21 protein-coding genes and 1 other annotated feature are annotated in these 22,153 nt (G+C 48.7%); of the genes, 2 read left to right on the top strand and 19 right to left on the bottom strand.

Going from position 1 to position 22,153, the window contains the following annotated elements; all coding sequences use genetic code 11:
* Positions 1-46: 46 nt before the first annotated feature.
* The 10 genes from leuB to ASG16_RS16030 form a co-directional block, all read right to left on the bottom strand.
* Positions 47-1,141, bottom strand: coding sequence for a 3-isopropylmalate dehydrogenase (gene leuB / locus ASG16_RS16075; RefSeq protein ID WP_048031931.1), 1,095 nt, complete (start codon positions 1,139-1,141; stop codon positions 47-49).
* Between the two features lie 78 nt (positions 1,142-1,219).
* Complete coding sequence (locus tag ASG16_RS16070; RefSeq protein ID WP_048031930.1) at positions 1,220-2,758, bottom strand: 2-isopropylmalate synthase; 1,539 nt, start codon at positions 2,756-2,758, stop codon at positions 1,220-1,222.
* A 58-nt stretch (positions 2,759-2,816) separates the two neighbouring features.
* Positions 2,817-3,839, bottom strand: a complete 1,023-nt coding sequence (ilvC, locus tag ASG16_RS16065; RefSeq protein WP_007728552.1) for a ketol-acid reductoisomerase — start codon at positions 3,837-3,839, stop codon at positions 2,817-2,819.
* Between the two features lie 56 nt (positions 3,840-3,895).
* Positions 3,896-4,402 (bottom strand): acetolactate synthase small subunit, encoded by a 507-nt coding sequence (ilvN, locus tag ASG16_RS16060; RefSeq protein ID WP_048031929.1) that lies wholly within the window; start codon positions 4,400-4,402, stop codon positions 3,896-3,898.
* 1 nt (position 4,403) lies between these two features.
* The gene (gene ilvB / locus ASG16_RS16055; RefSeq protein ID WP_056496233.1) at positions 4,404-6,140 is read right to left on the bottom strand and encodes a biosynthetic-type acetolactate synthase large subunit; all 1,737 of its coding nucleotides are present in this window, start codon (positions 6,138-6,140) and stop codon (positions 4,404-4,406) included.
* 676 nt (positions 6,141-6,816) lie between these two features.
* The gene (sat, locus tag ASG16_RS16050) at positions 6,817-7,941 is read right to left on the bottom strand and encodes a sulfate adenylyltransferase (protein ID WP_056496236.1); all 1,125 of its coding nucleotides are present in this window, start codon (positions 7,939-7,941) and stop codon (positions 6,817-6,819) included.
* Entirely contained in the window at positions 7,938-8,639 is a 702-nt protein-coding gene (locus ASG16_RS16045; protein WP_048031926.1) for a phosphoadenylyl-sulfate reductase, read from the bottom strand. The genes sat and ASG16_RS16045 overlap by 4 nt, the downstream gene beginning before the upstream one ends.
* Before the next feature lie 212 nt (positions 8,640-8,851).
* Positions 8,852-9,094 carry a hypothetical protein gene (locus tag ASG16_RS16040; protein ID WP_056496240.1) on the bottom strand — a complete coding sequence of 81 codons (243 nt, stop codon included), beginning with the start codon at positions 9,092-9,094 and terminating at the stop codon, positions 8,852-8,854.
* A 162-nt stretch (positions 9,095-9,256) separates the two neighbouring features.
* Positions 9,257-9,493, bottom strand: coding sequence for a hypothetical protein (locus ASG16_RS16035; RefSeq protein ID WP_056496243.1), 237 nt, complete (start codon positions 9,491-9,493; stop codon positions 9,257-9,259).
* 161 nt (positions 9,494-9,654) lie between these two features.
* Entirely contained in the window at positions 9,655-10,542 is an 888-nt protein-coding gene (locus ASG16_RS16030; RefSeq protein ID WP_056497363.1) for a R2-like ligand-binding oxidase, read from the bottom strand.
* A gap of 219 nt (positions 10,543-10,761) precedes the next feature.
* On the opposite strand from ASG16_RS16030, the gene ASG16_RS16025 reads away from it, so the two are divergent.
* Positions 10,762-11,448 (top strand): helix-turn-helix transcriptional regulator, encoded by a 687-nt coding sequence (locus tag ASG16_RS16025; RefSeq protein ID WP_056496245.1) that lies wholly within the window; start codon positions 10,762-10,764, stop codon positions 11,446-11,448.
* A 109-nt stretch (positions 11,449-11,557) separates the two neighbouring features.
* Here the strand turns inward: ASG16_RS16025 and rplT are convergent, their stop codons facing one another.
* The 9 genes from rplT to ASG16_RS15980 form a co-directional block, all read right to left on the bottom strand.
* A complete protein-coding gene (gene rplT, locus ASG16_RS16020; RefSeq protein WP_047070959.1) occupies positions 11,558-11,917 on the bottom strand; it encodes a 50S ribosomal protein L20 in 360 nt (119 codons plus the stop codon).
* A 91-nt stretch (positions 11,918-12,008) separates the two neighbouring features.
* Positions 12,009-12,206, bottom strand: coding sequence for a 50S ribosomal protein L35 (gene rpmI, locus ASG16_RS16015; protein WP_012685334.1), 198 nt, complete (start codon positions 12,204-12,206; stop codon positions 12,009-12,011).
* Between the two features lie 30 nt (positions 12,207-12,236).
* Positions 12,237-12,743: a translation initiation factor IF-3 gene (infC, locus tag ASG16_RS16010; RefSeq protein WP_056497366.1), complete on the bottom strand. Its 507-nt coding sequence runs from the start codon at positions 12,741-12,743 to the stop codon at positions 12,237-12,239.
* A 266-nt stretch (positions 12,744-13,009) separates the two neighbouring features.
* A complete protein-coding gene (gene moaA, locus ASG16_RS16005; RefSeq protein WP_048031921.1) occupies positions 13,010-14,029 on the bottom strand; it encodes a GTP 3',8-cyclase MoaA in 1,020 nt (339 codons plus the stop codon).
* Between the two features lie 213 nt (positions 14,030-14,242).
* Complete coding sequence (locus tag ASG16_RS16000; RefSeq protein WP_056496248.1) at positions 14,243-16,297, bottom strand: methyl-accepting chemotaxis protein; 2,055 nt, start codon at positions 16,295-16,297, stop codon at positions 14,243-14,245.
* A 134-nt stretch (positions 16,298-16,431) separates the two neighbouring features.
* Positions 16,432-18,345 (bottom strand): threonine--tRNA ligase, encoded by a 1,914-nt coding sequence (thrS, locus tag ASG16_RS15995; RefSeq protein ID WP_012685330.1) that lies wholly within the window; start codon positions 18,343-18,345, stop codon positions 16,432-16,434.
* A 60-nt stretch (positions 18,346-18,405) separates the two neighbouring features.
* Positions 18,406-18,641, bottom strand: a binding site (T-box leader).
* 25 nt (positions 18,642-18,666) lie between these two features.
* Entirely contained in the window at positions 18,667-19,587 is a 921-nt protein-coding gene (ytxC, locus tag ASG16_RS15990) for a putative sporulation protein YtxC (RefSeq protein WP_056496251.1), read from the bottom strand.
* 180 nt (positions 19,588-19,767) lie between these two features.
* Positions 19,768-20,874, bottom strand: coding sequence for a cyclic dehypoxanthinyl futalosine synthase (gene mqnC, locus ASG16_RS15985; protein ID WP_048031917.1), 1,107 nt, complete (start codon positions 20,872-20,874; stop codon positions 19,768-19,770).
* Positions 20,875-21,020: 146 nt separating this feature from the next.
* Complete coding sequence (locus tag ASG16_RS15980) at positions 21,021-21,245, bottom strand: hypothetical protein (RefSeq protein WP_007728577.1); 225 nt, start codon at positions 21,243-21,245, stop codon at positions 21,021-21,023.
* Between the two features lie 301 nt (positions 21,246-21,546).
* Between ASG16_RS15980 and ASG16_RS15975 the strand changes: the two genes are divergently transcribed.
* Positions 21,547-22,113 (top strand): YqaA family protein, encoded by a 567-nt coding sequence (locus ASG16_RS15975; RefSeq protein WP_056496254.1) that lies wholly within the window; start codon positions 21,547-21,549, stop codon positions 22,111-22,113.
* Positions 22,114-22,153: the final 40 nt, after the last annotated feature.

The raw sequence follows: 22,153 nt of genomic DNA, 5'->3' as shown, positions 1-22,153 counted from the left end.
CCAAAGCACCGAAAGGACTTTGGCAGGGTTTCGTTTTGTGTATGATTTATTGTTTTTGCCACTGTTTGGACAGTTCGTCGCGAACCAGTTGGCCCATCTCGATTGTACCAATCGCTTTGCTTCTGTCTGCCGCGATATCGCCTGTGCGATGTCCTGCTTCCAGTACGGACCAAACTGCGTTTTCCACTGCTGCTGCCGCTTCATCCATGCCAAGCGAGAGACGAAGCATCATCGCTACAGACAGAATGGTTGCCAGCGGATTGGCAATGCCTTTTCCAGCAATGTCAGGGGCAGAACCATGAACCGGTTCATACAGGCCAAAGCTGCCTGCTGCCAGACTCGCCGAGGACAGCATCCCAATCGAACCAGTCAGCATCGCTGCCTGATCGCTCAAGATGTCGCCAAACATGTTTTCCGTCACGATGACGTCAAACTGCTTTGGTTCTCGCACGAGCTGCATCGCGCAGGAGTCTACCAACTGATGAGACAGCTCTACATCTGGATAGTCCGCCGCTACTCGCTCGGCTACCTTGCGCCAGAGGCGGGAGCTTTCGAGAACGTTTGCCTTATCTACAGATACGAGACGCTTTTGGCGTTTGCGCGCAATGTCGAAACCGACTCGGATGATTCGCTCGACTTCCGCTTCATGATAGATGCATTGATCTTCTGCGACTTCACCGTTTGGACCGTCATAGCGTTTTTTCTCACCGAAATAAATCCCCCCGGTCAGTTCACGTACAACGATCAAGTCAACGCCAGAAACGACTTCTGGCTTGAGGGAAGAAGCATCGACCAGAGAGCTGTGCATGGTAGCTGGGCGAATGTTCGCAAACAAACCGAGCGCTTTGCGAATACCGAGCAGCCCTGTTTCAGGACGAAGATGCCCAGGATTCTGATCCCACTTCGGCCCGCCAACGGCACCCAAGAGCACAGCATCCGCTTGCTTTGTCAGCGTTACCGTTTCTTCTGGCAATGGTGTTCCATCCGTATCGATTGCGATACCACCGATTCGGCCTTCTTCACATGTAAAAGTGACACCTTCAAGTTCCCCTACGAGTGTAAGGACTTTGACCGCTTCCTGCATGATTTCTGGTCCAATACCGTCTCCAGGAAGAACGGCGATGCGATAGTTTTTCTTCATCGTTTATCCCGCTTTTCTATACGTAATGGTTTCCGAACGCTGCTGGTTCCTATGATCCTATCCATATTTGACCTATCTTTATATCGTTGCACTGACGGGCATGGGCTCGCCACGCCGCTCCATGATCTTGTTCACTGCCCGTACATAGGCGATTGCGCTCGCTTCCAACACATCTGTGCTCACGCCGCGGCCGGTAACGATCAGATCGCCCTGCTGCAGACGAACAAACACTTCACCCAGCGCATCTTGCCCGTGAGTAACGGAAAGGATTTTGTAATCGACGAGGGTAACTTCTTCTCCGGTAGCGCGGTCAATCGCTTTGTAGATGGAATCAACCGATCCATTTCCACATGCGGCTTCTTCGCATACCGATCCGTCGGCACGAACCAGTCGCACACTCGCTGTCGGAACGGAAATGTTGCCGTAAGCGAGCTGTACGGATTCCAACTGGAACGCTTCTGGTCCGCGAACCATCTTGGAGTCGACCAATGCGAGGATGTCGTCATCCGTGATTTCTTTTTTCTTGTCGCACAGCACTTTGAATGCTGCAAACGCCGCGTTTACTTCTTCCTGCTCCAAGTGATAGCCCAGATCAACCAACTTTTCCTTGAAAGCATGGCGACCAGAGTGCTTGCCGAGAACCAGTTTGTTTGACTTGAAGCCAACCGATTCCGGACGGATAATTTCGTACGTGGTGACTTCTTTTAACACGCCATCCTGATGAATACCAGATTCATGTGCAAAAGCATTTGCCCCCACGACTGCTTTATTCCCTGGTACGATCATCCCTGTCAAACGGCTCACTAGCTGACTAGTCCGTGCGATTTCTTTCAAATTCAGCTTGGTCGTCGCCTGGTAGTAATCCTTGCGCGTCTCCAACGCAAGCGCCACTTCTTCCAGAGCAGCATTTCCAGCACGTTCTCCGATTCCATTGATGGTGCCCTCGACCTGCGTAGCTCCACCCTCGACAGCAGCGAGACTGTTGGCGACAGCCATCCCGAGGTCATCGTGGCAATGGCAGCTCAGACGAATCAGATCAGTAGAAGGTACCCGTGTTTTTAGCTCACGGAAAATGTTTCCGTATTGATACGGCGTCATGTAGCCAACCGTATCTGGAATATTTACCGTGGTAGCCCCAGCCTTGATGACCGCCTCTACAACCTCTGCCAAAAAGTCGATCTCGGTACGCGCTGCATCCTCTGCGGAAAACTGGACTTCCGTAAAGTACTTTTTCGCATAAGTAACTGCTTCCACCGCCCGAGCAAGGACTTCTTCTTTGCTCATGTTCAGTTTGAACTGACGGTGAATCGGAGATGTTGCGAGAAAGACGTGGAGGGAAGCGTTTTGTGCGTTGCGAAGCGCTTCGTATGCCTTATCCATGTCGTCTTTTACGGCACGAGCCAGACTGACGACGGTTGCATTCTTCACCCGTTTTGCAACTTCGGCCACAGACTTTTGGTCACCTGGGGAGGCAGCAGCGAAGCCCGCCTCAATTCTGTTTACGCCCAGCTTCTCGAGTTGAAGGGCGATCTCCACCTTTTCGTTCGTGCTAATATTGACGCCCGGAGACTGCTCCCCATCGCGCAGTGTCGTATCAAAAATCTCAATGGTCCGCATGAACTTTTCACCTCCACATTTTTCCCTACATTTATATATGCGTTTTTTACACGCCTATTTATTGACCGATTTTCGCTTCTTCTTTTTTCGTATCTTTGTTGATCCAAGACATCATGCCGCGCAGTTGCTCCCCTACTACCTCAATGCCATGCTCGGATTCCAGACGGCGACGGGAAGTGAAGCCAGGACGGTTTGCTTGGTTTTCCAAGATCCAATTGCGAGCGAATGTACCGTCTTGGATTTCAGCCAATACTTTTTTCATTTCTTTGCGAGTCTCATCTGTGATGATGCGACGACCTGTGCTGTAGTCACCGTACTCAGCAGTGTCACTGATGGAGTAGCGCATACGAGCCAAGCCACCCTCGTACATCAGGTCAACGATCAGCTTCAGCTCATGCAAGCACTCGAAGTAGGCGATCTCAGGAGCATAACCTGCTTCCACCAATGTATCGAAGCCTGCTTTTACCAGCTCGCTTGCGCCACCGCACAATACTGCTTGCTCACCGAACAGGTCTGTTTCTGTCTCTTCACGGAAAGAAGTTTCGATTACGCCAGCTTTTGTGCAACCGATACCGCTGGAGTAGGCAAGTGCGAGATCTTTCGCGTTGCCAGTTGCATCTTGGTAAATTGCGATCAAACCAGGTACGCCGAAGCCTTCTTGGTATACGCGGCGAACCAGGTGACCCGGGCTTTTTGGCGCTGCCATGATTACGTCTACATCCGCTGGTGGCACGATTTGCGCGTAGTGGATGTTGAAGCCGTGAGAGAAGCACAGTGCAGCACCGGATTTCAGGTTTGGAGCAATCTCGTCGCGGTATACTTGTGCTTGACGCTCATCTGGCATCAGGATTTGTACTACATCAGCGCGTTTGGTTGCCTCTGCTACTGTCAAAACTTCAAAGCCGTCTTTTGCTGCTACATCCCAAGATTTCCCTGGGCGCAGACCCACAACTACTTTATAACCGCTGTCGCGCAGGTTTTGTGCTTGTGCATGACCTTGGCTACCGTAACCGATGATTGCGATTGTTTTCCCACGCAGTACCTCTTGTTTTACGTCCGCTTCATAATACATTTTCACCATTTGTATAGCCTCCCTAAAAATGTTTAGTTTGAATTTTTATTCTGAAATTTTGCATTTTAAACCGTTGCTGCGGCTGTTGCTGGAACAATACTGCGCGCCATCGCTACTGCACCTGTTCTTGTCAGTTCAATAACGCCGTAGCTTTGTAATAGTACGAGCAGCGCATCAATCTTTTCGGTGTCACCCGTGACTTGCACGATCAGTGAGCTAGGCCCCACATCGACGATCGCGGCACGAAACGGCTCGACAATTCCGTTTAACTCTGCCAGTTGACTGGGTGATGCCGTCACTTTAATCAGTGCCAGTTCCCTTGAAACAAAAGGGTTCTCACTGAGATTCGTGACTGAGATGACATCGATCAGCTTGTGCAATTGCTTCATGAGCTGATTGATTTGGCGGTCATCTCCCCCGGTTGAAATGATCATCCGGGACAGCCCCTGTTCTTCCGTGCCTCCCACCGTAATGCTGTCGATGTTGAAGCCGCGTTGACCGAACAGTGTCGCCACTCTGGTCAAAACGCCTGGTTGGTCGTTGACGAGTACGGAAATGGTATGTTGCTGCATCCTAATCGTCCCCCAATTCCATCTGATCTAGTGTGTTGCCTGATGCAACCATCGGATATACGTTTTCTTCCTGTGCCACACGGAAGTCCACCACGACTGGTCCATCATGCGCAAGCGCCTCGGCCCAAACTGCTTCGGCTTCTTCCGGCGTGCTTGCTCGCAAGCCTTTTACGCCATAGGCTTCCGCCAGCTTGACAAAATCCGGGCTGCATGTCAGATCGATTTGGCTGTAGCGATTATCGTAGAAGAGCTCCTGCCATTGACGTACCATTCCCAAGCACTGGTTGTTCACTATCGCTACTTTGACCGGAATGTTGTATTGGGAGACGATTGCCAGCTCCTGGTTGGTCATCTGGAATCCACCATCCCCAACGACGGAGATTACCGTGCGATCCGGGTGAGCGATCTGTGCACCAATTGCTGCCGGGAAGCCAAAGCCCATCGTGCCGAGACCACCGGAAGAGATAAAGGAGCGCGGGTGCTTGAACTTATAGTATTGAGCTGTCCACATCTGGTGTTGTCCAACGTCTGTTGTGACGATCGCTTCCCCATCTGTGGAGTTGTACAAGAGTTCAATGACTGCTTGCGGCTTCAATACGTCGCCATCTTTTTTGTACTTGTACGGATATTGTACTTGCCACTCTTTCAACTGGCTGATCCACGCTTCCGAATCACAAGCCTTTGCGAGCGGAATTGCTTTTGCCAGCGTGCTCTTCACGTCGCCCGCTACTGTTACGGCAGTCTCTACGTTTTTCCCCAGCTCTGCTGGATCGATGTCGACGTGTACGATGCGGGCTTTTGGTGCGAACTCTTTCGTGCGTCCCATCGTGATCCGGTCATCAAAGCGTGCTCCCAGACCAATTACACAATCCGCATTCAAGAGCGCTTGGTTCGCTGTGTAATTTCCGTGCATCCCGGGCATTGCCAGCGACAACTCGTGTGTTCCAGAGAAACCGCCCAATCCCATGAAGGTGTTAATCACAGGGATGCGTGTTTTTTCAGCAAAGTCGCGCAATTCTTTCTCTGCTTGTGCTGCAATGATTCCCCCGCCCGCCAAAATGACTGGACGCTTCGCTTCGCTAACGGCTTTTACAAACCCTTGTACTTCTTCGTCGCTTGGTACGAGTGAAGCTCGGTAACCGCGAATCTCCACTTTATCCGGATAGGTAAATGGTGCCTTCGCATTGGCGACGTCTTTGGGAATGTCGATCAATACTGGGCCCGGACGACCGGTTGTTGCGATGTGAAAAGCTTCCTTCACAATCCGTGGAAGATCGCGAATGTCGCGAACGAAGTAACTGTGCTTCGTAATCGGGATGGTAATTCCCGTAATATTCGCCTCTTGGAACGCGTCCGTACCAATCAGCGACTGTGCCACGTTACCCGTGATGCAGACCAGCGGAACCGAGTCCATCTGAGCGGTTGCAATCCCCGTTACGAGGTTCGTTGCTCCCGGACCGGAAGTAGCGATACAAACACCCGGTTTGCCTGTCGCTCGGGCATATCCGTCAGCAGCGTGGATAGCGCCTTGCTCGTGGCGAGTCAAAATATGCTTGAAGTAGCTCCCGTACAAGGAGTCATAAATGGGGAGCACCGCACCGCCTGGATAGCCGAAAATGTATTCGACCTGCTCCAGGATTAAACAGCGCAGCAGCGTTTCTGCTCCTGACACTTCTTCCCCGAACTGAATCGGTGGAATGCCGTTCTTTTTCTGCAATTCGGCCATTTCAACACTCATTGACCTCTCCTCCTCCCAATTCTCAACAGGTATTGAAAATAACTATAGACACATAGAAAAACCCTTTCGCCCCGACACGGTTTTATTTCCATGTCTTTTGGGGCGAAAGGGTTCGCGGTACCACCCAACTTTATCGGCGCCTCACGGTCAGCCGATCTCAGCCAGTCACAGCAAATGTGGACTGTAACACGTTAACGGGTGTTAAGCGGTTTGGCCTACTACCTGCAAAGCAAGTTTCAGCTAAACGGCTCGGAGGTGAGCAATGCGACGTACCCTATACCCATTTCTCAGCATCAGGGCTCTCTGTAAAAGGGGTAACGTGCACCATCCTCGTCTTGGCCTACTATTAAAACAATATTTTCAATATTGTTGTTGTCAGAATAAAGTGTTACGTCTGATTATAGCTAGGCACCTAGGGGGTGTCAACGAAAACAAAAAGATTTTACTGGACTTTCGTCCGAACGAATGCTCAGTAGGAAATGGCTTTACAGCGCGGTTTTTGCGTGAAAGCGGATACAAAAAACGGTCAAAACTCTTTTGTTGACCGCAAGCGTTCGCGTATCCTTTTATGAAAAACGGCGAGACGTTTTTCACTGGAAACAGAAAAACTTGTCCGATTTTTCGCAACGGAAAAAGGACAGCAATGCCGTCCCTCTCCCGCATTTTCGGTTCCGTTTTAGTGCGGGGATTTCAATCCCTCTATCAAAATCGCTGCGACTTCCGGACGTGTAAATTCCGGAGGTGGTGTGATCCCGTTTCTCAACATTTCCCTCACTTTTGTTCCCGATAAAGTCATATGAGATTCTTTGTCATGCGGGCACGTCTTGGTCGTTGCCATCCCTTGGCATGCCTTGCAGTAAAAGCTGTGCTCAAAAAAGAGTAGCTGGATACCGAGCTCACCTGGCGCAAACTCGGAAAAGATGTGTTGCGCATCATATGTGCCGTAGTAATCACCTACCCCTGCGTGATCGCGGCCGACGATAAAGTGTGTACAACCGTAATTTTTCCGTACCAATGCATGGAAGACCGCCTCACGCGGACCCGCATATCGCATAGCAGCCGGAAAAGCGCCGAGCAGTACACGGTTGCGCGGATAGTAATTTTCCAAAAGGGCGAGATAGCTTTTCATTCGTACTTGTGCAGGAACATCGTCTGATTTCGTTTCCCCCATCAATGGGTTGAGAAAAAGGCCATCGACAATCTCCAATGCCGCCTTTTGAATATATTCATGCGCCCGGTGAACAGGATTGCGCGTTTGGAAACCAACCACCGTTTTCCAGCCATTTTCTCGAAATCTTTCTCTCGTTTCTGCCGGCGTCAAATAAAAATCGGAGAAGCGCTCAGGCTGTGGCTTTTGCAGTATTTCTACAGGCCCACCTACGTATAGATTTGGCTTTTCAAACAGCTTTTTCACACCGGGGTGAGCGAGATCCAGCGTGCGAAAAACGAGCTCGGCCTCACGCATTTTATCGGGCACAAAGCAGCTTTTCACCTGCAAAATCGCATAGTCCACTCCATCTTCCCCACGTAACAGAATACTGTCACCAGGGACAAGATCGTTGTGTTCATCTGCATCGATAGCCAATGTCACTGGCAACGGCCACACCGTGCCATTGGCGAGTCGCATCGTTTCCACGACAGTGTGGTAATCCGCCTCTTCCATGAATCCAGTCAGCGGCGAAAATGCTCCGATAGCAAGACATTCGATGTCCGACAGGGTCCATTTGTCCACGATAATGGCTTTTTTGATCCCGTGCGGCAAGATCATTTGCTTCACGTCTTTCCCTCCTGCGCTGTTCATTTATGCAGACCGCATTCGGTCTTTTCGAAGCCAGCCCACCGTCCGGATCGAGAATCTTGGCCAGGCATGACAGCGCGCGTGCATACTCGACAGCCGATGCTTGGATAGTTCCTGTCGTGCAATGGGTTGTAAGGGACATCATGTGCATGGATATATTCCCACACCTGGGCCTCCGTCCAATCTGCTAGCGGATTGAATTTAACCAGGTTGAATTTTTCGTCCCACTCCACTTTTTTGGTATTCACTCGGGTAGGTGATTGCTCGCGGCGAATGCCTGTAATCCACGCCTGATAGTTGGACAGGACGCGCTTTAACGGCTCTACCTTCCGAATCTCGCAACAAAGATTCGGTTCTCTCTCCCACAGTTTGTCTCCGTGTTTTTCTGCCTGCTCGGTTAGCGTCAGTTGTGGCTGCACTTGAATAAATGTCGTGCCGTATCTGGCTTGCAGCTTGTCACGTGTATCATACGTTTCAGCAAAATGAATGTTGGTATCGAGGTAAAATACAGGAATGGTGGGAGCCAATTTGTGCAGCATGTCGATTAAAACGACATCTTCAGCGCCAAAGCTGGCAGCTAGGATTAGACTGGCTGCATAATTATCGACGGCGTTCACAAGCACGTCCTGCGGCGCCTGCCCTTCCAGTCGGCTTGCCCATTCCTGTATTTCCTCATCCGCCATTTTTTGGCGATTACTCATCAGCGAAGCTCCTCTCTTGCTAGGTTTCACCCACCATCATATGCCTAGTGACTGGAAGTGGCGCATCGTCCACCTATATCCCACTCGCCCAAACCAAATGATCATGACCGTTTGGTTGACCGCAAGCAGTCGCATCCGCTTTTCTGAAAAACGTCAAGACGTTTATTATAGAAAAAAAGCCGCCAGACAAGGTCTGACAGCTTTCTGCTGCTTTATTTTTCATCTTTTTCGTTTACAGCCGGGGCGAAAATAAACGAAGGGCCGATTTGTTGTGTCTTTTTAGCATCGGCCACATGAACCGTTTGAACGGTTGGTATCGCGTATGAACCAGGGCTTACGAAGGAAGGCGGCACCGAGTAAGAATCATCCTTGTCTTTCGCAAACGCTCCTGGCACGAACAACGCTGAACAAACTACTGCTGTTACACCCATCATCATCCATTTTTGTTTTCTCATCTATGTTTCTCTCCCTATCCAATGTTTTCCTGTAACGCTTTTTATTGTATGGCATTGGGGAGTCTGCTTGACACGGACGAAAGATTGTTTTTTTGTCAGACTTGAGGCTTACATCCGTTTCGTTCCAAAGAAAAAGCATCCTGTACGGATGCTTCAAGCCCATTAATTTTCTTCTTTTTCGTTTACAATTGGAGCGAAAGTAAACGCATTTCCTGCTGATTGTGTGCCCGCTACCGCATCTGTTTTCTGGACTACCGCAGCCGAGGACGGACCAGGCGCGAAGATAGAAGGCGTCACGGAATATGAGTCATCCTTGTCTTTGGCAAACGCCCCTGGCACGAACATCGCTGAACAAACAACTGCTGTCATTCCCATCATCATCCACTTTTGTTTTCTCATTTTGGTCTCTCTCCCTATCCAATGTTTTCCTTTGATGTCTTTATTTTAAGGGGTCAGCCAGGCTGTTCAAAACGGACGAGAGGTTGTTTTTTGCTCAGACCTTGGGCGGATTCTGCTTTAGGTCCAGAGCCCAGTTCTGTAAGCGGAGATCGCTTTTTTTCTTACACATCGATCGTTGTTCTTGTATGCTTATACAGCTCTTCAATCGTTTGCCCTTTTGCTCGGGCAAGTACCTCCATGCGCACGCTTAGTTGCTTTTTCGCAAACTGCTGCAAATCAGCGACCTTCACTCCGAACGCACTCACCCCTTGTGGGTCATCCATCCAGTCGTACAGATGACTTGCCATTGGAGCTAGCTCATCCATCTTTTTGGCAATGACATCGTAAATATGGGGATGCTCACAGATCAATCGCTGTAGCAGGAATGTTCCGTAGCTGATGTGTCGCGATTCATCTGTCTTCAAATACCCAATTCCTTGCATTAAACCAGGCATGAGCCCTGTTTTGCTGAGTGCTTCGTAAAACGCAAAGTAGCCTGTCTCTGCGAGCACGCCTTCCACAAACATATTGTAGACAGTGGAAGCTTCTGCGATGGCTTCGGGGGATTTATCCGTCAGCAGACGATGGAGTGCATTCGGCAAGATCTCATGGAAAATTCGCTTGTACCTATCATCGTGAAAATGATGCAAGTCTCCTGACTCGCCGATGTTGTCGAGAACCAACCGGAAAAACTCCGTATGCTTGGCCTCTTCAAAGAGGAAGGTCGTCAAATACATTTCTTCCTCCAATCGCCCTTCCTCTGCAATGACCATGATCAAAGGCAAAAGATCGAGGGTGACTGCCTCTTCCCCACCAAGAAAACCAGCAATTCGCCCCAAGGTTTCTTCCTTCTGTTCCGGATTCATATTCGCGTAATCTTCGCGGTCTTGCGTAAAATCAATGTCCTGCGGGTTCCAAATGCCGTATCTCTTCGCTTTTTGATACAATTGGTACGGCAGTAGCTCCTGATTCAATCCTTTTTGGCTGGTCGAAACAAAACCATTCCTCATCCCCATCCAACCTTTCCTTTTTCTCATACGCCTTCTATTCCGAGCGAATGAAAGAAGTCATAAAATTGTCAATTTATACCAATCCCGTTCTTTACGCTCCGATCAGCGGTTTGATAAAATGAAGGCGCTGTAGGTTGATTATAGGTCAGACTGAACGATCGTTCATATCCCCAAAAATCAGGGGGTGTTCATCACTCAAATGGAGGTGGCAATCACTCCATGGTCAGTCCAGAGCTGAACATGTACATCGATCGAATCGAAGAAACGACATTTTACGAGGAGAAACTGGTGCTTGCTGTACGTGGCTTCGTAGATCTCTTTCCTTTCATGGGGGCCATTCTGTGCAATTACTCGACGCTCAGTCAAATGGGTGAGGGACTATGGTCGATCCTTGACCAAGAGTTATGCTCCATCCGCGATATACGGGTGGACATGCGCAACATGCCCCTCATTCAGCATGCGATCCGTGAACAGAAGGCCGTCTTGCTAGATTCTGAGGCGATTCGTCAGTTCCCGCCCAATTTAGTTTACGGCGCCCCCTATGCGCTCATTCTCCCCATCAGCTACGGGCCTAACGTACTCGGCTACGCCGGTATTTCCTGGCATCAGGACGGTTGTTCTGGCATCAACCATCAATTGGTGCAATCTTTGAGCGCGTACTGTATGATGCTGGGCAAAGTATTGGCAACCGACTCCCTTCGCCCTAAAACCGTCAAGCTCTCACGCCGAGAAGTCGAAGTCATGCAGCGGATGTCATGGGGCGAAAGCGTTAGGGAGATGGCGGACTGGATGGGAATTAGTGAGTTTACCGTGCAGGATTACATCAAGTCCGCCTTAAAAAAGCTCGGTGTGCAAAATCGCGCACAAGGTGTGGCAGACGCTATTCGCCAGCGAATCATTTGTTGAATAGAAATAGAAAAAAACAACCGAACGTGATCCCGGTTGTTTTTTCTTTGACTCAAACAAAAAAGCCGACCTTGCCCTCAAACGGGAAGATCGGCTCTTCTATAAAAAATTAAGCGTTCAGTTTGCCTTTAGCAACTGTTGCCAGTTCGTTGAACGCAGCTTTGTCGTTAACAGCCAAGTCAGCCAGCATTTTGCGGTTAACTTCGATGCCAGCAACTTTCAGGCCGTGCATCAAACGGCTGTAGGACAGACCGTTCATGCGAGCTTGTGCGTTGATACGAGTGATCCACAGTTTGCGGAAATCACGTTTCTTTTGACGACGGTCACGGTATGCATACAGCAGGGATTTCATTACCTGCGCATTAGCGGATTTAAACAGGCGATGTTTGGAACCGAAGTATCCTTTCGCCAGCTTCAGGATTTTCTTATGACGACGGCGTGTAACAATGCCACCTTTTACTCTTGGCATACTAAACTCCTCCTGGTCTTTCCAGCATGGCGGCCTACTGCTAGGCGCTTAGGGAGCTCATGCTGCGTAATGGTGTGTAATAAAGAAAAACTTACAGGTAAGTGAGCATTTGCTCAATACGTTTTTGATCGCCTTTGGAAACGAGTGCAGCTTTGCGCAGGTGGCGCTTAGCTTTCGTCGATTTGTTAGCGAACAAGTGGCTACCAAACGCACGGTCGCGCTTCAATTGGCCGCTTCCAGTCTTTTTGAAACGTTTCGCAGCGGCCTTGTTGGTTTTCATTTTAGGCATCTGAAAAATCCTCCTGTCTAAACTACTATCTTACTGCTTTTCCGCTTTCGGAGCCAGAATCATGATCATGCTGCGACCCTCGATCTTCGGCTTGCGCTCAGGCGAAGCGAGATCTTCACACTGGGCAGCTACACGTTCCATAACGCCTAGTCCAATTTCGGAGTGGGTGATTTCACGTCCACGGAAACGGATCGTACACTTCACCTTGTGTTGATCCTCCAAGAACTTGCGGACGTTGCGAAGCTTTGTTTGAAAATCGTGTTCCTCGATGTTAGAAGAAAAACGCACTTCTTTCAGCTCGATGATCTTCTGGTTTTTACGCGCTTCTTTTTCCTTTTTCGCCTGCTCGTATTTGAACTTTCCATAGTCCATGATACGGCATACAGGCGGCTTGGCTGTAGGAGCAACGTTTACCAGATCCAATTCAGCTTCCTGGGCAATGCGCAATGCTTCCCTAAAAGGTACGACTCCCAATTGGCTCCCGTCAGCACCGATTAAACGGACTTCACGGGCACGGATCGCTTCGTTAATTAACATTTGATCCTTGCTAATACTTGCCACCCCCGTCAATTTCGAGAAGGAACAAAAATGTGCGAACGCATTCTGCGCCCGCACATATCTCACCTAAGCAATTTCATCGGATCCGAGGATCCTTGCGTAAGAGTTACCTGTCAACAGTCGTATACGACGTCGACCCAGGTGAGAAGCTGGGCGCCTCTGCTTGTTCTCGAAGTATGAAGTGTTGTTTATACACGCAATTTATATTACAAGGTAGCTTGGGTTTTGTCAAGGCTAATACCTAATTATCCCCCGATATGGGACATTTCGACCTTTTCACGCTTGGCGAGACCAGGCGTTTCACTTAGTCGTTCCTCCGAGTAGCGCACGTCACGACGCTCCCAGATCGCACGTATCAGCTCGCGAATCTCCTCATCCGTGCGTCCATCGCGGACTGGCTCGCGCAAATCATCTCCGGATGAAGCGAAAAGACAGTTGTACAATTTCCCTTCTGCCGACAGGCGAGCTCGCGTACAAGTGGAGCAAAAAGCTTGGGTCACTGATGAAATCAATCCAATCTCCTGGTCCGATCCCTCATAGCGATAGCGAGAAGCCACCTCTCCATAGTAGTTCGCTTCAGTCGCCACCAGCGGCATCTCTTCATGGATCATGCGCACAATTTCACGGGAAGGTACGACTTGATCCAGCCGCCAGCCGTTACTGTTTCCCACATCCATGAATTCAATAAATCGAAGGGTGTGCCCTTGCTCACGGAAGTACCGTGCCATCGGCAAAATATCTTGATCATTGACTCCGCGCTGTACCACCATGTTGATCTTAACCAGCAGCCCGGCATCTGCTGCAACACGAATCCCTTCCAGCACGGCATCGACCTGATAGCCTCTTCCATTCAACATCCCAAAACGCTCATTATCCAAGCTGTCCAGGCTGACCGTGACCCGATCCAGACCTGCTTCTTTTAGTGCATGAGCATGGCGGGACAAGAGAGAACCGTTGGTCGTCATCGCAATATCTTGAACGCCTTCCACTTCACGTATCATTCGAATCAATTCAGGCAAATTTCTGCGCATCAATGGCTCTCCGCCGGTAATACGGATTTTCCCGACCCCAAGCGAAGTAAAGATCTGGGTCAAACGGGTGATCTCCTCAAAGGTCAGCAACTTGCTTTGCGGCAAAAACTCAAAATCCGGTCCAAAAATTTCGGCAGGCATGCAATAACGGCAACGAAAATTACATTTATCGGTGACAGATATTCGTAAATCTCGGAGAGGACGGTTCCGTAAATCAAGCACTTTATCTGGCATAGGTGTTCACTCTCCTTTTTATCTATATATGACAACTTTTTCTCTTCATCATTACTATAATATCGCATTTCGACTTAGTACCAGTCTATTATCATAAATCGAAATAGCCAAATTTTCAAACGCAAACCGCACATTTTGTCATAAATGGGACCACTTTGCAAAAAAAAGAGTACGAATACCTCCCGACATTCGCACTCTTTTCGTTATGCATTCTTATATCTTAAATTTACTAATCATTCTTTCCAGTTCGCGAGCCATCTGATTCAAGGATTCAAATGAAACGGCAAACTCTTCCATAGTGGCCAATTGTCCTTTGGAGGAAGCAGCCAGATTTTCGGCATTGCTCGCTGAAATCCTTGCAATTTGAGCAGTCTCGTCCACAGATGCTGCTACTTGTTCTGATCCAGCCGACATCTGTTCAGAGACAGCAGATACCTCCTGTATTTGATCGGTCATCTGTTGAATTTCTTGTAAGATACGTTGGAAGGCTTCTCCTGACTCCAGTACAGTAGACAATCCATCCTGAACATCTTGATTGACTGAATCCATCGAGTTGACCGCCGTGGTCGTATCTGCTTGGATCTCCTGAATGAGATTGGCGATTTGCCGAGCAGACTCATCAGATTGTTCAGCGAGTTTTCTCACTTCATCTGCTACGACAGCAAAACCTCGTCCATGCTCTCCCGCACGGGCAGCTTCGATGGCTGCATTGAGAGCAAGCAGATTCGTTTGGGAAGCAATTCCCGTAATCACGTCAATGATTTGCACAATTTCTTTGGATCGCTCACCCAATTGCTTGACTACGGATACAGAATGTTCCACAGAGCCACGGACGGAGTCCATTTGCTGGATCGCTTTTTGGATGGACTGATTTCCTAGCTGCGCTTCATCCGCCGTACATGTAGATGCTTCCGAGATGATGGAGGTTGTCTCCGCCACACGTTGGATGCCGATCGACATCTCTTCCATCGCTCTTGCAGATTCTTCGGTACCTCTGAGCTGATTTTGCGCCCCGCTTGCTACTTCCTGTATGGTAGTAGATATCTTGTTCGTAGCATCTACATTGTCCGCCAAGCGAACCGATATGTTGTCTGACGAAGTAGAGAGTGTATTAACCGCTTTTTGGACTTCCCGAATGAGTCCTTGGATAGATACTTGCATCACCTGAATGCTCTGACCAAGCATGCCGATTTCGTCTTTTCTTCCCAAAAGGTTTTTGGGCAACTCACCTGTAAAGTCACCACGTCCGATCTGCGCAATCTGATCAACGATAGCAAGCAATGGCTTGGTGAATTTGTGCGAGAAAAGAATGGAAGCGACAATCGCTAGTAAAGCAAACAAAACGCTCAATGCCCCGATGATGAAACCGATTTGATTGGCTTCAACAGAGAGCTCAGCTCTTTCAATAAACGAAATATATTTCCAACCGGTTTTGTCTGAAGTAAAGACGTTAGCCATATACTCGGTATCGTTCATCGTGACCGCAAAGCTGGTGGAGGTATTCTCTGCGATCGCAGCCAATTCAGGAATTTGCGTATCTTTCAGGTTTTTCGAATTGAGCTCGGGGTTCTTGGGATTAGCCAAAATCGTTCCGTCTTTGCCAACCAGCATGAGATAACCCGTTTTCCCGATCTTAATTTCTTTCAGAATGTCGGTTAGTCCTTTTAAATTCACATCCAGTCCAACAACGCCAAGTGGTTCACCCTTGTCATCCTTTAGCATCGTCACGTTACTGATCACGATACTGTTGTCGCCCAAATAGAGATACGGATCTGTCGTGATCACTTTACCGGGATTCTCCATTGGGGTTTTGTACCAATCCCTTGTACGCGGATCGTAATTCGGAATGACATCATCTGTCGGCCACTGTATGTATCCTCCGTATTTTGTCGCTAAATAAATAAATGCGGTATTCGGATGAGAATCGACAAATCGCAGGAAATCTTGAAAAATGGCCGCCTCTACCCCGCCATTTTGCAGCGGCGTATGCTTGGTTTTGGTTGGTTTGTCCATATACGTCGTGATGGTGTTATCTGCACTTTTTAATAAGGGACTGCCTGCTATCAGGTTTACGTTTTCACGAATCGAGTCGAAATACAAGTTAATCGCGTTGTCTACTTGAGCCACTTCTTTTGTCGAGGATTCAATAAAATAAGTCTGGATTCGCTCCTCCATACTGACATATACAAATGAGCTAATCACTCCAATCGGGATTAAAATAATGGCAAGAAATGCTGCTATCAGTCTTTGCTTGATGCTTACCCGCATACGTATCCCCCGCAGTTCTTCTTGATGTCCATGAGTACCATTACCCTACATCCTTTTCCCATTCTTTTTTCAAAGTAAACGTATAATGAAAAAAGCCGCCTGAAAATTCAGGACGGCTCTACTTCTATACACTTTTACTTCATTTCATTGATTTCAGCGCGGATTTTCTCTACAAACGCATCCACTGTCATCGCGCCTTCATCGCCCACTCCGCGTTTGCGGACGGACAGCGTACCGTCAGCCACCTCTTTTTCACCGATGACCAGCATGTACGGGATTTTTTCAACTTGTGCTTCTCGGATTTTGTAGCCGATTTTCTCATTGCGGCCATCCAGCTCTACACGAATGCCAGCTTGTTGCAGCTTTTCTCTTACTTGTTCTGCATATGGCATGTGCACTTCGCTGATGTTCATGATGCGTGCTTGGATTGGTGTCAACCAGATCGGGAATGCACCTGCGTAGTGCTCGATCAGGATACCAATGAAGCGCTCCATGGAGCCATACATTGCACGGTGCAAGACAACTGGACGATGCTTCTCGTTGTCTTGACCGACATAAGTCAGGTCGAACTTCTCAGGCATTTGGAAGTCCAACTGGATTGTTCCGCATTGGTGACGGCGTTTCAGCGCGTCGGTAATTTGGAAGTCGATCTTCGGTCCGTAGAATGCACCGTCTCCGTCTTTGATTTCATAGGCCATACCGAGCTCTTCCAACACTGTTTTCAGAGAGCTTTCTGCTGCTTCCCACAGCTCATCAGATCCCATGGAATCTTCCGGACGAGTGGACAGAGCCACACTGTATTCGAAGCCAAATACCTTGTAGATGCTATCAATCAAAGTGATCATGCCTTTGATTTCGCTCGCGATCTGATCAGGACGAACGAAAACGTGCGCGTCATCCTGGCAGAAGGTACGCACCCGCAGCATTCCATTCAGTGCCCCGGAGTACTCATGGCGGTGAACTTGCCCGAACTCGGAGTAACGGATTGGCAGGTCGCGGTAAGAATGCATCTCGTTTTTATAAATCAGCATGTGACCTGGGCAGTTCATTGGCTTCAAGGCGTATGTTGCGTTGTCTACTTCAGAGAAGTACATGTTCTCTTTGTAGTGATCCCAGTGACCGGATTCTTTCCAGAGACGTTCGTTCATGAGGAACGGAGAGCGCACTTCGGTGTATTGCGCCAGTTGTTGCAGACGGCGGGAGAATTGCTCCAGCTCGTTGCGAACAGTGAAGCCTTTTGGCAGGTAGAACGGCATTCCTGGTGCTTCCTCGGAGAACATGAACAATCCCAGTTCTTTACCCAATTTGCGGTGATCGCGCTTTTTCGCTTCTTCGATGAAGTGCAGATATTCATCCATGTCTGCTTTTTTCGGCCAAGCTGTACCGTATACGCGTTGCAGAACTTGGTTTTCTGCTTTTCCGCGCCAGTATGCACCTGCCACGCTCATCAGCTTGAATGCTTTGATGAAGCCAGTGGACGGCAAGTGCGGACCACGACAGAGGTCGAAAAATTCGCCTTGCTCATACAGCGTGATAGTCGCATCCTCTGGCAGGTCGCGAATCAGCTCCAGCTTCAGGTGATCGTTCAGTTCTTGGAAAATCGCAGTTGCTTCTTCGCGGCTTACGACTTTGCGGCGAATCGGCAGGTCTTCCTTCACGATTTTTTCCATTTCTGCTTCGATTTTGCCCAAATCCTCTGGGGAAAGGGAAACCGGAATATCCATGTCGTAGTAGAAGCCATCTTCGATCACAGGACCGATTCCGAACTTCACTTCAGCGCCGTAAATGCGTTTTACCGCTTGAGCGAGCAAGTGAGCCGTACTGTGGCGGTATACTTCCAAGCCGTCAGCAGAATCGAGGGTAACAATTTCAATCGCTGCGTCATCTGTGAGTTCTGTGTACAGATCGACAACCTTGCCGTCTTTTTTACCAGCTACTGCCTTTTTCTTCAGGCTTGAGCTAATGGAGCCTGCGATGTCTTCGATAGTAATCCCAGCGTCGTATTGACGAACGGCTCCATCTGGGAAAGTAACATGAATTTGTGCCACTGCGGATTCTTCCTTCCTGTATCTTGTTTGGTTGAGAAAATAAAAAAACACTCATCCCCAAAAAGGGACGAGTGTGTTCTCGCGGTACCACCCTACTTCAAGTCTGTTCACAAAAACAGACTCCTCATTCCATGTAACGGTATTTAACCGGCATACCGATAGTAAAAGCCTACGCTTCGTTCCCGGTAGCTACTCGAAGGTGGTAGATCAATAACAGTCCGCAGCGAGCTTCCAGCCTGTGGCTCGCCTCTCTAGAGCGTCCTTACTATTGTCCGTGTCCTTCTCATCGTATTTATAAGCGATGTAAAGTTGTTGTTGCTATTATAGTTTAGAGGGATTATTCCCGTCAAGTACGCGTCGCTCGGATAGGCAAAGCGAACAAGAGTGGCAAGTAATGAGCCGACTGTCAAAAATACTGCGGATCGTCTGTGCAAGCCCAGGCTTTTCCGAAGCCATATGGAGCACGATACTCTCAGGAGCCAGTGTAACCAAAGCACTGACCAAATAATCCTCGTCCCTGCATTTTTGTTCATCCATGTTCAGAACGGTATCCAACTGTTCAAGCCAAAGTCGATCCCCTTTTTTATCATAAAGATGGAAAGGTTTGTCCACACTAGGAACGACATGAACGACTTCCTGCTTCGTTTCCTGTACAGCAATGAAATAGCGCAACAGCTCGACGAACTCTTGGTATTGCTTGTCTTCCAGATATTCATCAATGCCAGTTTCCACGAGTTCGAACAGCTCGTTCCAATGCTCCTGCAATCGGAACCGGACGAAGCCCAAGACGTTGATCGTTCGCTCTCCCTCCAGATAGGTGAAAACGTTGCGATATACGTTTGCCTTGCGAGTTGTAGCTGTTAGCAGTTCCCTGCCATCTAGCTCGACTTCTTGGCACATGCGTTGAATATAAGGAAAAATCTCTGCCCACTCGGTTTCCATCTGTTCGGCAGCAAGTAAGTCAGCGGCCATTTCTTCCATAATTTTCGGTTCTTTCACCTGAATGACCCATTCGGCTAATGTAAGAGCAACGAAGGCTCTCGCCCATTCGATGGTCTGCGCGTCATACTCAGTCTCACACCAGCTTTGAAAGTAGAACAAGAGGTATCCATTCTCTTCTTGCTCCCTGTATGTAATGCGCACCGGTGCAGTGTTGACCCGCTCCGTCATCTCATTTACGATAGCCCGATACGTGTCACAATGCTCAGGGACATTCTCCAGCAATACGCGAAACGTCTGCATAACCATCCCCCCAACCGCCATTGTAGTTACAGTATATGTCCCGTCAGGAGCGATATACTTTTAAACGGTTGGAAACTCAGGGAAGGTTGCAGGTAAAAAGTTCCTGATTCAAAAACCAAAAAACGCTCCCCTGCCGGTTTCCCTTCGTTAGAAGGGGGCAGAGAAGCGTCTGTAGGTTATTTAGTTTTGCATGACAAAATCACGTTCTGCCATCTCGCCGTCTTTGAAAACGCGCAGAATGTCATACTGTGTGTTGCGCTGTGCAGGAATTTTGCCTGCGCCGCGAATGAGCTCCAAAATTTGGTTCGTGTTGACCTTGTACGTACATGCCGCTGCGGAAACAACGTTTTCTTCCATCATGGTTTGGCCGAAATCGTTCGCCCCATAAGAGAGAGAAAGCTGACCGTAATGCGGGCCCATCGTCACCCAGGAGGATTGGAAGTTTTCGATATTATCCAGCATGAGGCGGCTGATTGCCAGTGTTTTCAAGTACTCCTCTGGCGTGTTGTTGACTGCCTTCATGTTGGTGTTGTCCGGTTGGAAGGTCCAGACGATGAACGCTTTGAAGCCGCCTGTCTCATCTTGAGCATCACGAATGCGCAGAAGGGACAGTACGCGCTCCTCCATCTCTTCCCCAAAACCAATGACCATCGTAGCAGTGCCAGGCAAACCTGCACGGTGTGCAGCTTTTTGCGTGTCGATCCATTCTGTCCAAGAACCCTTCAAACGGGAAATCTTCCGACGTGTACGATCATCGAGGATTTCGCCGCCCGCTCCCGGCAAGGAATCGAGACCTGCTGCCTTCAGCTCTTTCAGCACTTCCTCGACAGACATGTTGGAAACTTCCGCGATTTTCATCACTTCCGCTACAGACAAAGAGTGCATCGTAATCTGCGGGAAGCGTTGCTTGATCTCACGCAAGAGGTCCGTATAATAATCCAGTTTCAGATCCGGATTGGTACCGCCTTGCATCAAGATTTCTGTACCGCCAACGTCCACGGTCTCCTGAATTTTTTGGAAAATCGTTTCTTTGGGGAGAACGTATCCTTCAGAAGAGCCCGGGCGACGGTAAAAGGCACAAAAACGGCAATACGTGTCACATACGTTCGTGTAATTGACGTTGCGACTAATGACAAAAGTCGCAATCGGTTCTGGATGATGCTTTTGCATGACCAGATTAGCGTAATGTCCGATCTTTTCGATTTCATTGCTCGCAAACAAAGCCAGACCGTCTTCGAGACCCAGTCGTTCACCTGCGAGAGCACGTTCCAATATAGAATCGATCATAAGGATCACTCCTTGTACCATACGTAAATTCCATCCCACATCATAACACAATACCGGGACATCGGCTATAGCCCGAGGTGCTGGCAGATTCGCTGCCGTACGCGAAAAACCCCTGCAAGAGACAGGGCTTGGAATCGCAATGATTCTTATTGTTCTTCATATCCGATCTGTTCGTATACTTCTGGCTCCCAGTAAATCACGGTTTGCGCGAGTGGCAAATTCGTTTCGCGTGCTCCGTTTGGTTGACCATTAAAATAGATAATTTCTGTTATGGATACCCGATCACCACGAACGTCAATTTCCCCTGACAATTGCAAGTTAGTCCCGTTTGGCGCATAGAAAACGACTTTTCCCGAACCCAATGTTTTCATTGGTTCCTCCCATGATGTTTGTCCTGTTTCCCTTCATTTTAGTGGATAATCTTTCCTAGCGTCAATGAAAAACAAGGACTTCATTACCAACTTATATCCAGTAAAATCGCCAAACTTATGTGGACAATCGCCGACTTGAAAAACCTCACCTGTACAAAGATGAACAATAACGTGGTGATGATCAGTGGAAGCATTAATCTTCCTTGTATTCCCTTTCGACATCTAACTTCCGTTTTGGTCTTTCTTTGGACAAACTGGCATAGGATAGCTACAATAGAAAAAACCTTCTAAGGAGATGCTCATGCTCGAACATATCACACAGCTATTCATGCAGTATGGGATGTGGGGACTTGTTGCCATGGCATTTTTGGACTCATTTATTAGTCCGATTCCTCCGTTTTTTATGCAAATTGCGATGAGTCTGCTCGATCCAGACTCAGCGATTCAGTTTGCGACAGTAGCCTTTACTGCTTCCGTCCTCGGCGCCCCTATCGGATTTTTGTTGGGAAGATGGCTGGGAAAACCACTTTTGCACAAGATTCTCCCTGAAAAATGGGTCATTGTAGCGACGGAAAAATTCGCAAAAAACGGGGATGCTGCCGTACTGATCGGAGCTTTTACCCCCATTCCTTTCAAGGTTTTCACTGTGCTCTCTGGCGTATTCAATTACTCGCTGACCAAGCTCATGTTTTATGCGATCATCGGGCGGGGATTGAAGTTTTATTTGATTGGCACCTTGTTTTATTTATACGGAAAACACGCAAAGGTTCTGATCGATGAATACTTTGAGATCACGCTGCTGGCGGTCGCAACAGTGGTTGCTGCGATCTGGTTTATTTGGAGTATGCGCCGCAAGCGGTATGCGTAAAAATCAAAAGCGCCCAAGCCACCCAACAAGTGGTCTAGGC

It is taken from the genome of Brevibacillus sp. Leaf182 (assembly GCF_001423865.2).
Classification (GTDB): Bacteria; Bacillota; Bacilli; order Brevibacillales; family Brevibacillaceae; genus Brevibacillus; species Brevibacillus brevis_C.
This window is presented reverse-complemented; position numbering and strand designations above follow the sequence as displayed.